General features: G+C 67.7%; 15 protein-coding genes. 9 read left to right on the top strand and 6 right to left on the bottom strand.

All coding sequences use genetic code 11. The features are described 5' to 3' along the window. Positions 1-8: 8 nt before the first annotated feature. The gene (locus tag AOP75_RS01310) at positions 9-1,271 is read right to left on the bottom strand and encodes an arginine deiminase (RefSeq protein ID WP_062076581.1); all 1,263 of its coding nucleotides are present in this window, start codon (positions 1,269-1,271) and stop codon (positions 9-11) included. A 253-nt stretch (positions 1,272-1,524) separates the two neighbouring features. On the opposite strand from AOP75_RS01310, the gene AOP75_RS01305 reads away from it, so the two are divergent. Genes AOP75_RS01305 through AOP75_RS01290 form a run of 4 tightly spaced genes read left to right on the top strand, consistent with a single transcriptional unit; the run spans position 1,525 to position 6,043 of the window. Beyond that, positions 1,525-2,550 carry a pyridoxal-phosphate dependent enzyme gene (locus AOP75_RS01305; RefSeq protein WP_161794516.1) on the top strand — a complete coding sequence of 342 codons (1,026 nt, stop codon included), beginning with the start codon at positions 1,525-1,527 and terminating at the stop codon, positions 2,548-2,550. Between the two features lie 19 nt (positions 2,551-2,569). After that, positions 2,570-4,195: an FAD/NAD(P)-binding protein gene (locus AOP75_RS01300; protein ID WP_062076580.1), complete on the top strand. Its 1,626-nt coding sequence runs from the start codon at positions 2,570-2,572 to the stop codon at positions 4,193-4,195. Further along, positions 4,192-5,631, top strand: a complete 1,440-nt coding sequence (locus tag AOP75_RS01295; protein ID WP_083966601.1) for an alanine racemase — start codon at positions 4,192-4,194, stop codon at positions 5,629-5,631. Before AOP75_RS01300 ends, AOP75_RS01295 begins: the two co-directional genes overlap by 4 nt. A 4-nt stretch (positions 5,632-5,635) precedes the next feature. After that, positions 5,636-6,043, top strand: a complete 408-nt coding sequence (locus AOP75_RS01290; RefSeq protein WP_062076578.1) for a ribonuclease E inhibitor RraB — start codon at positions 5,636-5,638, stop codon at positions 6,041-6,043. On the opposite strand, the gene AOP75_RS13015 is transcribed toward AOP75_RS01290, so the two are convergent. Genes AOP75_RS13015 through AOP75_RS01280 form a run of 3 tightly spaced genes read right to left on the bottom strand, consistent with a single transcriptional unit; the run spans position 6,040 to position 7,802 of the window. Further along, positions 6,040-6,159, bottom strand: a complete 120-nt coding sequence (locus AOP75_RS13015) for a DUF8730 family Cys-rich protein (RefSeq protein WP_500778383.1) — start codon at positions 6,157-6,159, stop codon at positions 6,040-6,042. The two genes, AOP75_RS01290 and AOP75_RS13015, sit on opposite strands and share 4 nt — an antisense overlap. A 22-nt stretch (positions 6,160-6,181) precedes the next feature. Further along, a complete protein-coding gene (locus AOP75_RS01285; protein WP_062076577.1) occupies positions 6,182-6,421 on the bottom strand; it encodes a TM2 domain-containing protein in 240 nt (79 codons plus the stop codon). A 4-nt stretch (positions 6,422-6,425) separates the two neighbouring features. Next, a complete protein-coding gene (locus AOP75_RS01280) occupies positions 6,426-7,802 on the bottom strand; it encodes an MFS transporter (protein WP_062078274.1) in 1,377 nt (458 codons plus the stop codon). 119 nt (positions 7,803-7,921) lie between these two features. Here AOP75_RS01280 and AOP75_RS01275 point away from each other — a divergent pair, with 119 nt between their 5' ends. Continuing rightward, the gene (locus tag AOP75_RS01275; protein WP_152649905.1) at positions 7,922-8,347 is read left to right on the top strand and encodes a hypothetical protein; all 426 of its coding nucleotides are present in this window, start codon (positions 7,922-7,924) and stop codon (positions 8,345-8,347) included. A gap of 28 nt (positions 8,348-8,375) precedes the next feature. Here the strand turns inward: AOP75_RS01275 and AOP75_RS01270 are convergent, their stop codons facing one another. Then, the gene (locus tag AOP75_RS01270; RefSeq protein ID WP_062076575.1) at positions 8,376-8,966 is read right to left on the bottom strand and encodes a short chain dehydrogenase; all 591 of its coding nucleotides are present in this window, start codon (positions 8,964-8,966) and stop codon (positions 8,376-8,378) included. Positions 8,967-9,057: 91 nt separating this feature from the next. On the opposite strand from AOP75_RS01270, the gene AOP75_RS01265 reads away from it, so the two are divergent. From AOP75_RS01265 to AOP75_RS01255, 3 genes are all read left to right on the top strand, one after another. Beyond that, positions 9,058-10,290: a DUF2254 domain-containing protein gene (locus AOP75_RS01265; protein ID WP_161794515.1), complete on the top strand. Its 1,233-nt coding sequence runs from the start codon at positions 9,058-9,060 to the stop codon at positions 10,288-10,290. Between the two features lie 103 nt (positions 10,291-10,393). Next, positions 10,394-11,518: an N-acetyltransferase DgcN family protein gene (locus AOP75_RS01260; protein WP_062076573.1), complete on the top strand. Its 1,125-nt coding sequence runs from the start codon at positions 10,394-10,396 to the stop codon at positions 11,516-11,518. Then, positions 11,515-12,612, top strand: a complete 1,098-nt coding sequence (locus tag AOP75_RS01255) for an alanine/ornithine racemase family PLP-dependent enzyme (RefSeq protein ID WP_062076572.1) — start codon at positions 11,515-11,517, stop codon at positions 12,610-12,612. The genes AOP75_RS01260 and AOP75_RS01255 overlap by 4 nt, the downstream gene beginning before the upstream one ends. Before the next feature lie 99 nt (positions 12,613-12,711). Here the strand turns inward: AOP75_RS01255 and AOP75_RS01250 are convergent, their stop codons facing one another. Then, positions 12,712-13,398 (bottom strand): hypothetical protein, encoded by a 687-nt coding sequence (locus AOP75_RS01250; protein WP_062076571.1) that lies wholly within the window; start codon positions 13,396-13,398, stop codon positions 12,712-12,714. 335 nt (positions 13,399-13,733) lie between these two features. On the opposite strand from AOP75_RS01250, the gene arr reads away from it, so the two are divergent. After that, the gene (gene arr / locus AOP75_RS01245; protein ID WP_062076570.1) at positions 13,734-14,165 is read left to right on the top strand and encodes an NAD(+)--rifampin ADP-ribosyltransferase; all 432 of its coding nucleotides are present in this window, start codon (positions 13,734-13,736) and stop codon (positions 14,163-14,165) included. Positions 14,166-14,211 lie beyond the last annotated feature (46 nt).

Genomic DNA, 14,211 nt, shown 5'->3' with positions numbered 1-14,211 from the left:
ATGGCTCTTCAGTTGAGGGGGTCGCGCACCAAGGGCTGCGTCATGCAGTGTGCGCCGCCCCGGCCGCGTCCCAGTTCCGCTCCCACGATCTCCAGCACCTCGATGCCGGCGGCCCGCAGTGCTGCGTTGGTGGCGACATTGCGGTCGTAAGCCACCACCACGCCCGGCTCGAGCGCGAGCACGTTATTGGCGTCGTCCCATTGCTGGCGCTCCACGTCGTAGCGGTCGCCGCCAGTGGCGATCAGCCTCAGTTCCTTGAGTCCCTTCGCCTGCGCAATCACCTCGGTGAACGGCTTGTCCTCTTTGCGCACGTCGAGGCTGAGCGGGGTGGGGGACTCGTAAATGGAATACGTCTCGATCTCGTCGACGACCGAGGGGAACACCGTGGCGAGGTCGCGGTCCGCGAAAGTAAACACGGTGTCGAGGTGCATGGCGGAGCGCATGCGGGGCAGCTTGGCGACGATGACGCGCTGGGCAGCCTCGCGAGCAAACAGTTCCGCAGCCACCTGCGTGATGGCTTGGCGGCTGGAGCGCTCCGACATGCCGATTACGACAACGCCGGACCCGATGGGCATCACGTCGCCGCCTTCCAGCGTTGCGAGTCCGTGGTCGATCTCGGGATCGCCCCACCACGTGTTGACTTGGTCGGCGAAATGGGGGTGGAAGGTGTACACGGCCTTCATGACGAGGGTTTCCGCGTGGCGAGCGGGCCAATACAGCGGATTGAGCGTCACGCCGCCGTAGATCCAGCTCGTGGTGTCGCGCGTGTACAGCGTGTTCGGAAGCGGGGGCATGAGGTAGTCGCGCATGCCGGATTCTTCCCGCACGAGTTCCACGGCTGGCGGAGCAAAGTCGCGAGGCAGGTCCGTGGTCGACAACCCGCCCAAGATGAGGTGCGCGAGGGTCTCAGACTCGAGGGAGTCCAGGAAAGCGCGGACGTCGTCGGCCAGTGCGACCCCCACCTCATTGGGTGTGACTTTCCTGTCGAGTAGCCATGCCCGCGCGTGCGGAAGGTCGAGCGTCTGTGTGAGCAGCTGAGTGAGTTCCAGTACCTCGATGCCGCGCGCACGCATGAGCGCGCAGAACTCGTCGTGGTCGCGCTTAGCGTTGGCCACCCACATCACGTCGTCGAACAGCAGGTCTGCCGCGTTGGACGGGGTCAGGCGGTGGTGGGCGAGCCCAGGCGAGCACACGAGCACGCTGTGCAGCTTTCCCACCTCCGAGTGGACGCCAAACGTGCGAGGTTCGGTGTCCACGATGGTTTCGCTCATGTGCGCCTCCTAGGCCGGTCCGCTAGTTCTGACGCTATCAAGACCCCAGGCAGGACTGGGGAAGTCCGGCGGCGAGAACGCGACGCGCTCTCGCTATGTCGCGCGCACGAGTGTGCCCTGTGGTCTGCGCGCACCTGTGGAATGTCCGATGTGGGCGCATGGTTAGTACAGGAGGACCCGCGACGGGGGCGACGGCGCCTTCGCGGTTGGGGCTCCACCAGGGGCTACACAAGGGAGGGCATGAACAATGACGGTGAGTGATACGACGCATGCTGTGCCGATGCCGAGCGTCTCGATCCATGGTGGCTACGTGCCCACGCCGGTGAGCCAAATGGAGCGGCTATTTCCGGAGACACACGCCAGGATCTACGCGAAGTGTGACTTTTTGCAGGTCTCCGGCAGCACCAAGGAGCGCACCGCCCACTTCCTCCTCGATGACATGGAACGGACCGGCGCGCTGCAGGCCGGCGGCACCGTGGTCGAGTCGACCTCTGGGAACCTTGGAATGGCCCTCGCACGTCAGTGTGCGCTACGCGGCTACCGGTTTATCGCTGTCGTTGATGAACGGGCCACCGGCGCCGCGACGCAGACTATGGAAGCGTTCGGCGCGCAGGTGGAACGGGTCCTCACGCCGCCTGACGGAAACCGCCTGGGAGCGCGCGTTGCCCGCGTCGCCGAGTTGCTCGATGCGGTGCCGGGAGCGGTGACCACCAATCAGTACGGCAATCTCGCCAATCCCGCGGCGCACGCCACGACGACCGTGCCGGAGTTGGTGGCCTCGCTTGGTGCTCCTCCGGACTACCTCTACGTAGCGATGAGCACCACGGGAACCGTGCTGGGGTGTCAGCAGGCCATCGAGTCAGCGGGGTGGAACACCACCCTTGTGGGCGTTGACGCGGAAGGCTCCGCACTCTTTGGAGGAGCGGTCGCCGAGCGCAAGCTTCCCGGCCTGGGCGCTGGATTCGCGACCGCACTGTCAGAGCGTGCCCACCCGCACGCGGTGCGTCGCGTGAGCGAAGCAGACATGGTGCGCGGCTGCCGCCTTCTTGCACGGCGCGAAGGCATCCTCGCTGGCGCGTCCACTGGAGCGATCGTGGCCGCCATCGGTCACGACCTGCCCACCCTTAGCCCTGGTCACTCGGTCGCTTTCCTCATCCACGACGGCGGCTCCGCCTACCTGCCCACGGTGTTCAACGACGCGTGGGTGGCCGCAGAACTCGAGGGCGGCGCTGATGCTCTGGCGGAAACGGTCGCGGCCAACCCCTTTGTCCAGGCGTGACGCAGGGGATCGCGGCCACGTGACGGACCATGCGCAAGGACGAGACCGCACGCACTCGTATGACCTCATCGTGGTGGGTGGGGGGCCGCGTGCGCTCTACGCCCTGGCGGACCTGGATACGGCGTTGGCGCGGGAGGGCGCCACTCGAGGTGAGCCGCTCCGCATCGCCGTGGTTGAGCCTTACGTCCCTGGGGCCGGCGCCGTGTGGGATGCGGATCAACCGACGCACCTATTGATGAACGTCGACGCTGGCATCGTGGACGCGCGGTGCCCCGCGGTGCCTCAGAGCTTTCGCGAGTGGAGCGGCGAGGCTGACCCATTCCCACCGCGGGCTCGTGTGGGCGCGTACCTGGGGTGGGCCTTCGACCGGCTTTGCGAATCGCCCCGGCTCAACGTGACGCACATCAAGGCGTCCGTGACGTCTGTCCAGCGGGATGGAGCGAGGTGGCGGTGCGTTGCGGGCGAGGCCGCTGGCGTCGGTGCCGGCGGCGTGGACATCACCTCGCCCACCGTTCTCATGGCGACCGGCCACGCAGGCGGTGCTGGCCTGGACCATGTCGCGATGAGTGCTCCCCAGACGGGGCCCACTGCCGGCGCCCCGCTCCTGGTGCGCGGGGCAGCGCTGACGGCGTTCGATGTTGTGTTAGACGTGACGCAGGGGCGTGGGGGCACATGGCACGAGGACTCCGGTACCCCGTCGCGCCTGCGCTACGTGCCGAGCGGGCGCGAGCCGTCGCTCGTGACGCTCGTTGCGCGTTCGGGCGAAGAAATGCTGCCCAAACCCGCCCGCGTCCCACTGTCAGTGGCGGGCGCTGTGCGCGACGTGACAGCTGGGCTGGAGCCGCAGTCAGCGCCGGACGATGCCTGGTGGGACGTGCTCGCCCGCGCAGCCGTGGCAGGTGCCGCCGCGGCAGGCGTGACGGTCACACCGGCGCACCTGTGGGCACGGCTCGATGGCCCCGCGCCCCGCGCGACCCGGGGGGAAAGGGACCTTGCCCGCGCGCATGGGGAGTTGGATGAGGACGCCGCCTGGTGGTGGGGACGCGCATGGGCAGCGGGGTACGCGGACGTGGTGAGGTCGCTCGAACGCGCACCCCGTGATCAGCACACCTGGACCCGCTGGCGACGCAGGGCCGCCACCTTGGAGAGATGGGCGTTCGGGCCGCCGGTGCAGACGTACAGGCGCTTGCTGGCGTTACGCGAGGCTGGGCTGCTGACCGTGGAGCACGGCCGGGGCGATGCCGGACGTGGCGCGGGCACACACGACGGCCCACGCGCGACGACCATCGATGCCTTCACGTGCGGGCCCGGCGTGCTTGCCGCACCGCGTTCGTGGGACGCAGGCCACGCCTGGATCGAGCACGCGCGCACCCCGTGGCGGGGCCTTGCGCGCGCCGGGCATGTGATGGTGCGGCCGGGGGAGCGGGGCGTGCTGACGTTGCCGGATGGGCAGTGCGTCGCGGCCGACGGCTCGTCCACTCCAGGCCTCTACGCCTTGGGCCGGCCTACAGAGGACGTGGTCGTGGGCCATGACTCCCTGCAGCGCCGGCTCCACGATGATTCGCGCCGCTGGGCAGCCACGATTGCACGCGCCCAGCGCCGGTCTGATGCGCATGATGAACCCGTGAAGGAGCCACAGCCATGACACACGACACACATCAGCTATGCGAGGGAGTCGCGCCGCTGCAGGCGAGGACTGAGCCATGGATGGAGGACCTTCTCGCCGACAGCGAGCAGTGCGCCGCGCTCGTGCGCGAGTACGGCTCTCCGGTCAACGTCCTCGATTTCTCGCCGGTGGCCCGCAACGCCCGTGAACTTGAGGACGCGGCGCGCGCCCACGGCGTGACCCTGGGCGTGTGTGTCGCGCGCAAGGCCAACAAGGCGTTGGGGCTCGTGCATGCGGCGCGCGAAGCCGGCTTGGGGATCGATGTGTCCTCGCTGGCGGAACTGCAGCAGTGCCTCGACGCTGGGGTGGCGGGAGAGCGCATGATCGTGACCGCTGCCGTGAAGTCTCCTGCACTGATCGAGCTCGCCGTGCGCTCGCGGGTGACTCTGAGCCTTGACAACGCGGACGAACTCGAGGCGGTTGTGGACGTGGCGGAGCGGGTAGGAGCGGTCGCACGCGTCGCGTTGCGACTTGCGTCATCCGACGGGGACATCGCCGCCACACGTTTTGGGCTCACCTCCCAAGCGTGGGATCAGCGCGTGGCGGCTGCACCGGCGCAGCACATCGTGGTGGAGGGAGTGCACTTTCACCTGAACGCCTACAGCGCTCGTGAACGGGCAGTCGTATTGCGGGAGGCACTGCCGTGGGTTGATCGCCTGCGCCAAGCGGGCCATCCCGTGACATTTGTCGACATGGGCGGCGGCATCCCCATGAGTTACCTGGCGCACAGAGAGCAGTGGACGCGTTTTTGGGAGGCCCTCAACGAGGATTCCGATGGAGAGCTCACGTGGCGGGGCGACCGGTTGGGGCTCGTCGATCCGCACGCGGCCCGGCCGTCCCCGGCCATGTACCCCTACTGGCAGTCGCCCGTTCGGGGGCAATGGCTCTCGGACGTACTGACCGCACGCGGGATAGACGGAGCGACCATCGCCGCCGACCTCACTGCGCGCGAACTCGAACTCCGGTGCGAGCCCGGCCGGTCGATCGTGGACGGGTGTGGCATGACGTTGGCTGACGTCGCCTTCCGGAAGTCCACGAGCGACGGCATCCCGCTGGTGGGCCTGGCGATGAATCGCACTCAGGTGCGGTCAACGTCCGTCGACTTTCTCCTGGACCCTCGGTGGGTCAGGCCCGCGAGCGCCGGCGAGCCGGGGCAACCGATGGAGGGCTTCCTGGTGGGCGCCTACTGCGTGGAGGAGGAACTCCTCTTGCGTCGCCGCCTACGTTTTCCCCACGGTGTGGCCCGCGGTGACATCGCCGCGTTCGTCAACACGGCCGGGTACCTCATGCACATCCTTGAGAGCGCGTCTCACCAACTGCCATTGGCCCTCAACGTAGTACGGACAGGTACTGGCTGGGCGCGGGACCAGATCGACGCGGGTGCACCAGCGGTCGCGCACAGAGCACTAGCCTGAGGCTATGGGACTGTTCGGGCGCAAGCGCCGCCGCGTGGAGCCGTATCAACTGTGGTCCGACGACGCCGAGCGATGGGACACCTTCCTCGCCCGCGGCGCTGAGCCGCACACGCCGCGCGACCTAGAAGTCTCCGTATCTTTCGCCAAGGAGGAGCCCGCGCGCGCGGCGGCTAAGGAGTTGGCGTCAGCGCGAGTGGCGGGGGAACTCGTGCCGCCAAGCCACGGCGTCGAGGAGTGGGGAATCCTCATGGTGCGGCGGGACGAGGCGCTCGTGCCCAATGCGCTGCGCGAAGCGGTCGACCTTGCTGAGAGCATCGCGTCCACTCACGGCGGGGAGTATGAGGGCTGGACCGCGTTCTACACCGCGGATGAGAAGAAGGCGTGGGGAGTGGAACTCCTCGACGGCATCTAGTTGTCGCAGGTGCACCGGGCGTTGTCGGGGACCCCGGCCAGCGCCTGTTCGACGTGAAGACCGCATCCGGTCCAGGTGGTCTTGCCGCAGGAGTCACACGCAATCGGGGAGCACATAGCGCCTCAGTCTACGGAATGCCTAGAAGCCGAGCGCGCGCTGGGTGTTCACCTGACGCGTCTGTGACGGCAGCGTGAAGAGGTCGATGAGGACGCCGATGCCGAAGATTCCCAGGGTGAACAGGTACAGAAGCCCTCGACCGACCTTGCCCAGATAGAACTGGTGAATGCCGAGCACTCCCAGGAAGAACCACAAGATGTACGCCACCAACAGCGACTTGGTCTTGTAGGGGCGGTATCCGGTCTGCGGGTTGTACGTCATAGTTTCAGGATACGGCGGGAACGCTCCCGGGTGCGTTCCGAATGCCCACCCAGGACACCACGGCGCCGGCAGCCATGAGGACGGCGATGACCGCCATGGCTCGGTGGAAGCCGGCCAGGTCGAGTGTGCCGCCCACCACCGCGCCAATCATGGCCACGGCGATGAGGCCCGCCACGCGCGAGACCGCATTGTTGGTCGCGGAGGCAATCCCGGCGCGCTCGGGTGGGACGGCAGACAGGATCGCAGAGGTCAGCGGCGAGACCATCAGGGTGAGACCCAGGCCGAACACCGCGATTCCCGGCAGCACCTGCGTCCAATAGTTGACGTCCTCGCTGACCGCAAGCAGCATCACCGAGCCCACGGCCATGAGCGCCGGGCCTACCGTCATGAAGATCCGCGGGCCCCAACGCCCTGACCATCCGCCCACGGCAGACGACAGCGCGATCATGATGAGTGTGATGGGCAGGCTCGCCAAGCCGGCTGCGGTCGCGCTGAACCCCGCGCCCTGTTGCAGGTAGACCGTCACCACAAAGCCGTTGAGCGCAAGCGCACCGTAGATCAGGAACGTCGCGACGTTCCCCCACGCGAAGTTGCGCGCGGAGAACAAACTCAGCGGAAGCATCGGCCGGTCCACCACGTGTTGGCGCCACACGAAGGCGCAGAAGGCCACGGCGCCGCCTACGCCCGTGAGCCACACCTCGGGATGCGACCATCCCAGGTGAGGCTGCTCGATGAAGGCGTACACCATGCCGCCAAGGCCAACGGCGCACAATGCCGCGGAGATGAGGTCAACGTGCGCGTCCGGGAGCCGCACGTCGCGCTGCTCTAGGCGAGTCATCATCCACAGCGTCAGGCCAATGGGCACCACGTTGATGACGAACACCCACCGCCACGACGCGAGGTCGACGAAGGCCCCGCCAAGCACCGGGCCAGCAACCATGGCGCCCGACGTCGCCGCGGTCCACGTGCCGATGGCCTTGCCCCGCGCGGCGCCCGAGAACGAGGACGTGATCAGCGCGAGCGAGCTCGGCACCAGGAGAGCGCCTGCGACGCCTTGGGCGAGGCGCGCGACGATGAGCACCTCGGCGGTGGGCGCCAACGCAATGGCGAGCGATGTCAGGGCAAAGCCGATCAACCCCCACCGCAGTACCCGAAGCCGCCCAAAGGCGTCTGACACGGCGCCCGCGACCAGGATGAGCGACCCGAGCGTGATGAGGTAGGCATCTACGGTCCACTGCTGGGTGGTGAGCCCGCCGCCCAGCTCCGCCTCGATCGCGGGAAGCGCGACGTTGACGACGGTGCCGTCGAGGAAGGACACAAAGGAGCCGAGAATGGCGATCCATAACACCAGGCGAAGCTGGCGATCGGTGGTGGGAGTCACTCGATCAGCGTACGACTCGGCTCCGACCTTGAGGTCGAAACGGTTGATTTGGTGCCTTTTGTCCACATGTGGCGTTATCTGTGGACATTCTCAGGTTTCATTCTCTACCGTCCATTGGTATGGGACATGTGATCCATGTGTGGGAGGGGCCCCTGCCCTCGGACCGCGATGAGGCGGTTCGCGACTTTTACGACCTCGCTCGGCAGCACCTGTTGAACGACGGAACTCTGCCAACGCGGGCAGTACGTGCGTTTGTGGCCGATGTGTTGGAGATTTGGCCTGAGCCCGTGGGTGACCGCGGTGTGGGGCTGAGGGCCTCGAGCCCGTTTGTGTGGCCCGCAAGCACGAGCGCGTCGGGGCCGGTGTGGCGTTGCCAGGTCAAGGACACTCGCGCGGCGACCGCCACCCACGTCATCGCCGCGATCGCGGAACGTCACGGCCTGAACTGGAACGATCCGCAGCCCGCTGCGCGCCGCATCGATCTGCGTCCCGTCTGGGAGGCGGCGGAAGCGCCGCTGTATGCGGACGTCGCGCTGACCGTCTAACCCCCGGCCCCACGTCACGTCGTGTCCGTCAGTCGACCGTGTGCGTGCGTCCCGTCTGGATGCCCTCGACGGCGCGCAGGTACGCCTGGCCCACGGCCTCGTCGCTCACGGGCGAGAACCCCGCGAAGGCCCGGAAGTGCTGTGGTGACGACGCCAGCACGGACGGGCTCACCACGTTGAGCCGCACGCCGCGCGGCAGCTCGGGCGCGGCGGCACGCACATAGGCCTCAAGTGCGCCGTTCGCAGTGGACGCCGCGGCGCCCGTCCTGATGGGCTCGCGCGACAGCACGCCGGAGGTGAGCGTGAACGACCCGCCGTCGGTGACGAACGGCAGGCCCAGGCGCACCACGTTGATCTGCGACAACACCTTGCCCGCGAAGCCGGCCGCGAACTGCTCCGCGGTCAACTCTTCCAAGGGTGCGAACGGCACCTTGCCTGCGGTGACGACCACGGCATCGACCGCGCCGACCTCCTCGAACACGGCCTTGATCGAGCCCTCGTCGGTCGTATCCAACGCGGGTGAGGTGGAGCGCGATGCGACGACCACGTCGTGGTGGGGTGCGAGCGCCGCTAGTGCCGCGCTACCCACGTGTCCTTGGCCAATGAGCAGAATCTTCATACCCACCACGATGTCACACGGCCGCGACACCAGGCACAATGGCCAGTACTGGAGGAAGGCGGCGCATCCGATGGCGTGGTGGAAGACATGGGTGACTCGAGTCGCCGCACAGGTGTGGTTCCGGCTCGTGCTGTTTACCGTGGGCGCGGTGGCCGTCGTGCTGGTCGCGTGGCTCGCCGGACCATACCTCCCGATGTTGGGCGCTGACCTGGGCCAGGACTCCGTCGGCACCATTTTGAACATCATGGCGACGTCCATGCTTGCGGTCACCACGTTCTCTCTCACCGCGATGATCTCCGCATATTCGGCGGCCGCGCAGGGCACCACCCCTCGGGCCACACAGCTGCTCGTTGAAGACCCCACCTCGCAAAACGCGCTGTCGACGTTCTTGGGTGCCTTCGTGTTCGCGATCGTGGGCATCATTGCACTGGGTCTCGACGCGTTCGGCGAGCAGGCGCGATCCGTCTTGTTCATCGCAACGCTCGTGGTGATCGCCACAGTGGTGGTCACGCTGCTGCGCTGGATACATCACCTCACTGAATTTGGGCGGGTGCCAGACATCATCGACCGCGTGGAGCGCGCCGCGACCACCGCCGCATGCGAGTACGCCAAGGCGCCGCACCTGGGCGGCTCGGTCGCGAGGGATGCTCCCGGCCCGGTGACTGAGTTTCGCGCCCACAGCCCCGGCTGTGTGACCGGAATCAGCATGGCGCAGTTGGAACGGTGGGCTCGGAAGGCCGATGCCCGTGTCCACGTGGACGTGCTGCCGGGAGTCACGGTGGGGAAGGGGACGGTGCTGGGCCGGGTTGAGGGCCGCACGGAGGTCTCGGACGCCGACGCGCACGAACTGCGAGGCGCGTTTCTCATTGAAGACCACCGCACCTACGAGCAGGACCCCCGGCTGGGGCTGGTCGCGCTGTCGGAGATCGGCTCCCGCGCCCTGTCGCCGTCCACGAATGACCCCGGCACGGCGATCGAGGTGCTGAATGCCCTGGAGCGGGTGTTCATTCGCGTCCTCACCACACGGCCGGATCCCGAGGTGCCGTACCCGCACGTCCACGTTCCCCAGCCGCGGTTCGAGGACCTCATCGAAGACGCGTTCCGACCCGTGGCGCGCGATGGGGCGGCGCTCGTCGAGATTGGCCTGCGCGTGCAGCGCGTGTTGGGGCACTTGATCGACGTTGCCGACCCACGCGAGGCCCAGCAGTTGGTGGAGGCGTCCGAGCGCGGGGAACGCCGTGCAGTGGCTAGCTTGCGCGACGAAGGCGACCGAGACCTGGTGCGGCGTGCGGCCCTGGCGGCTCGGGAGCGGGGACCGGCGTAGACTGGCACTCCACTACCTCTTGGTGGGGACCTCTTGACGGCTCAGGCATCACGCCAGCAGCCCTCCCGGCGCCTCCTCTGAGCACTGACTCGAGGACGTCGCAATGACACTCCCGCATTTTCCCGTTTCCCCTGCCACCGCTTCCGCGGGCGGTGACGCGCGACCCGCCGCTGTCGTGTACTGCGAGGGTCAGTTCACTCGCATTGACGGCAAGACCGCGAACGGACTCGTGCGCGCCTCCGAGCGGTACCGCATTGTCGCGGTCATCGATAGCACCTGCGAGGCGACCGATGCCGGGGTGGCGCTGGACGGCGTCGCCAACGGTATTGCCGTCGTGGCCTCGCTAGAGGAATGCCCCCGCGCTGACCTGCTGATCTTCGGTTTGGCGCCGTTGTCGGGGCTCATGTCCGCGGCAGACCGCGCCACCGTGCTGACGGCCATTGATGGAGGGCTCGACATCGTGTCCGGTCTGCACGAGTTCCTCAACGACGACCCGGAGATGGTCCTCGCGGCGCAGATTGCGTCCGTGACCTTGCACGACGTGCGCCGCCCGCGCCCCACCAAAGAACTGCGGATGTTCGACGGGGCCATCGACAGCGTGGACTGCGTGCGCATCGCGGTGCTTGGCACGGATGGCGCGATTGGCAAACGCACCACGTGCACGATCCTCACCGACGCCCTCAATGCCGCAGGCATCGCCACGGTGATGGTCGGAACGGGGCAGACCGGGCTGATTCAGGGTGCGGCGTACGGGGTGGCGTTGGACGCCATCCCCGCGCAGTTCGGCGTGGGTGAACTCGAAGGCGCGGTCGTCGCTGCCTGGGAGGAACAGCGCCCGCGCGTCATCATTGTCGAGGGTCAGGGCGCGCTGAGTCACCCCGCCTACCTGAGCTCGACCGTGGTGCTGCGCGCCTCGCGGCCGCACGCGGTCATCATGCAGCATGCGCCGGCGCGGGACGTTCTCAGTGACTATCCAGGCGTGCCCATGCCGACCGCCACGAGCGAGATTGCGTTGATCGAGGCGTTCGGGCGGGCACCCGTGGTGGGGATGACCATCAACCACGAGGGCATGACGAGGCAGGACGTCGATGCGGCGATTGCGCTGTATGAGGCTCAGTTGGGGGTGCCGGTCACCGACGCCTTGTGGGGTCATCCCGCGACGCTCGTGGAGATGGTGACGCGGGCGTTCCCCGCGCTCATCAACGACCGGGTCGAGGTTGCCTCGTGATTGTGCCCCGCATCGAAATTGACCTCCAGGCCATCGAAGACAATGCCCGCACCCTGGTCACTCGGCTGCGCGCACGCGGCATCGAGGTGACCGGAGTGACGAAGGCGACGCTCGGCTCGCCCGAGGTCGCCAAGGCCATGGTGCGCGGCGGTGTGGCGCGCATCGCGGATTCCCGCATTGAGAACCTCGAGGCCCTACGCGAGGCGGGTGTGCGGGTGCCATTGACCCTGCTGCGCGCTCCCGCACCCGAATGGGCCGACCGTGCAGTCGCTTGCGCCTCCACAAGTCTGGTGAGCGACCCTGGCGTGGTGGCGGCGCTGTCCGCCGCTGCGGGCCGACGTGCCCTGAACCACCGCATTGTGCTGATGGTGGAGCTCGGCGACTTGCGCGAAGGTGTGATGGTGGCGGAGGCGCTCGACCTCGCGCGATCGATCTCGCGTACGCACCACGTGACCCTGGCGGGGATCGGCACCAACCTGGCGTGCCGCAGCGGTGTGATCCCGGGGGATGAGCAGATGGCGGCGCTGTCCGCGCTCGCGACCACGGTGACCGGCAAGCTCGGCGTCGCGGCGCCACTGGTCAGCGGCGGGAACTCTGCGAACCTCGCGTGGGCGTTGGGGAACGGCCGGGTGGGCCGCGTCAACGATTTGCGTCTGGGGGAGGCGATCCTGCTGGGGATCGACCCGTTGACGCGCATGCCGATCGAGGGCTTGCGTCAGGACGCGTTTGCCCTGGTGGGCGCCGTGATCGAGTCCTTGGACAAACCCTCACAGTCGTGGGGCCTGCGAGGTCAGATGGCCTTTGGTGCCGTGCCGTCCTCACGTGAGCGCGGGACCATCATCCAGACCATCGTGGCGCTGGGACGCCAGGACGTCGATCCCGACGGCGTTACGCCGTCGGCGGGCACGACGGTGCTCGCCTCCAGCAGCGACCACCTGGTGCTCGAGACTCCCACGCGCATGGTGGCGGGGGAGGAAGTGAGGCTGGGCCTGAACTACTCCGCGCTGCTGCGGGCGATGACGTCGCCCTTTGTCTATGAGCGGCTCGTGCAGCGGTCGGGGGCCGTGGCCGCTCCCCGAGCGCAGATGGCTTGAGCGCCACTGTCAGCCCGGGCCTCGACGGGGTCGCGCTCGCCCTCGCCGGACTGTCCGACGAGCGCGAGCGCGTGAGCTCCGCAGCGCAGCGGGCGCGACCTAGCCTTCGTTGAGCTCCGCTTCGAGAGCGTCGAGCCACCCCGACCAGAAGTCTTTCCACGGGTCGGTCGCGGCGAATGTCTCGAGCTTCTCGTGCATGACCGTCAGCTTGGTGCCGGAGGCGGTGGCGTCAAACGCGAACTGCACGCGACCCAGTTGCTGTGCTGAGGCATCGGCCGTATCCGCGAGCGCGTAGCGCGGTGACTTGACGCCTGCCTTTGACGCACGCGTGGCGGTGAGGTCGGGCAGGAGTGCCGCACGTGAGTCGTCGTCTTCGATGATGGCGCGCAGTTCCTGCGGCGGCACGGAGAACGTGCGTGAGCGGGACACCGTGAACGTGCCGTCCGGCATTTGGCCGGGCAGACGCATGCCGGTGATGCGTTCGTAGCCAACCGTCACGGTCTGCGCCCACCAGCCGCCAATGTCCGAGTTGCTGTTGATCCATGTCGCGATCTCGGTGTGGGTGGCATCGCGTCCAGGTCCGGCATCGAGGCGCGCGACCCACGCGTCCCACCCTGTTCCCGTCGCCTCTGTGACGCGAGCGTCGGAGACCTCGGGCTGGGAGACCCAGCCCGACGACGACGGCTGTGCTTTCTCGAGGAGTGCTCGCCTGGCTGCACTGTATTTTTCGCCGGTCGCGGCCATGCGCGTCCGAACGCGCTTCTTGAATGATTCTTGGTTGGTCATGGGAATCTCCCGTTGTCGAGCGCGGCCCCGCATGCTCGCGCCATCGGGGACGCGCGTGTGACACGGCAGTCCCGCGTCGAGCACTCCACGGTCCCCTTTGCCTCCACCGGCGAGCCGGTCGGCGGCAGCGCGAGTGCCGCGAAGGAGGTCGGGCGAGACGGGTCGCCCTCACATCAGTTTACTGCCCCGACGGCACGTGCGGGTGGCGTGTGGTCCGCGGGTGCGGTGTGAATGTGAGTGTTGCTCTTGTGCGCCACTGCGACACTGGTGTTCACGCAGCGAGGGCGCTTGCGCAGGGGGCGCATCGCGATGCGGCGCGCAGTAAGGTCGCCACTATGGCTGCAGTTCCCACTCCGTTTGAGGTTTACGAGGACGGTGCCACCTACCTGCATGGGACCAAGGCTCAGCTCGCGGTTGGCCAGATGCTCGAGCCTGGGCACGGGTCCAACTTCGAGGACGGTCGGGTCTCTCGCCACTTGTACTTCACGGCCACGCTCGACGCGGCGACGTGGGGCGCCGAACTTGCCGCCGGAGACGGACCGGGCCACATCTACATCGTGGAGCCCACCGGCGACTTCGAGGACGACCCCAATGTCACGAACAAGCGCTTCCCGGGTAACCCCACGCGGTCCTACCGGACTCGGCACGCCGTGAAAGTCGTGGGGGAACTCACCGACTGGGTGGGCCACCCGGCCGAGCAGGTGCAGGCGATGAAGGACTCGTTGGCGGCCCTCGCCGAGCGCGGCGAGGCCGTGATCGACGATTGAAGTGCGCCGCGTGCGTGTATCACCGGCTCACGTTGGCGGAGGCTCG

The sequence above is a fragment of the Demequina globuliformis genome, from assembly GCF_000975155.1.
GTDB lineage: Bacteria > Actinomycetota > Actinomycetes > Actinomycetales > Demequinaceae > Demequina > Demequina globuliformis.
This window is presented reverse-complemented; position numbering and strand designations above follow the sequence as displayed.

Coding starts and splice junctions, on each gene's coding strand:
- AOP75_RS13015 (WP_500778383.1), bottom strand. CDS start 6,159: ATGTGCTCCCCGATTGCGTGTGACTCCTGCGGCAAGACCACCTGGACC.
- AOP75_RS01260 (WP_062076573.1), top strand. CDS start 10,394: ATGACACTCCCGCATTTTCCCGTTTCCCCTGCCACCGCTTCCGCGGGC.
- AOP75_RS01270 (WP_062076575.1), bottom strand. CDS start 8,966: ATGAAGATTCTGCTCATTGGCCAAGGACACGTGGGTAGCGCGGCACTA.
- AOP75_RS01285 (WP_062076577.1), bottom strand. CDS start 6,421: ATGACGTACAACCCGCAGACCGGATACCGCCCCTACAAGACCAAGTCG.
- AOP75_RS01295 (WP_083966601.1), top strand. CDS start 4,192: ATGACACACGACACACATCAGCTATGCGAGGGAGTCGCGCCGCTGCAG.
- AOP75_RS01250 (WP_062076571.1), bottom strand. CDS start 13,398: ATGACCAACCAAGAATCATTCAAGAAGCGCGTTCGGACGCGCATGGCC.
- AOP75_RS01275 (WP_152649905.1), top strand. CDS start 7,922: ATGGGACATGTGATCCATGTGTGGGAGGGGCCCCTGCCCTCGGACCGC.
- arr (WP_062076570.1), top strand. CDS start 13,734: ATGGCTGCAGTTCCCACTCCGTTTGAGGTTTACGAGGACGGTGCCACC.
- AOP75_RS01290 (WP_062076578.1), top strand. CDS start 5,636: ATGGGACTGTTCGGGCGCAAGCGCCGCCGCGTGGAGCCGTATCAACTG.
- AOP75_RS01310 (WP_062076581.1), bottom strand. CDS start 1,271: ATGAGCGAAACCATCGTGGACACCGAACCTCGCACGTTTGGCGTCCAC.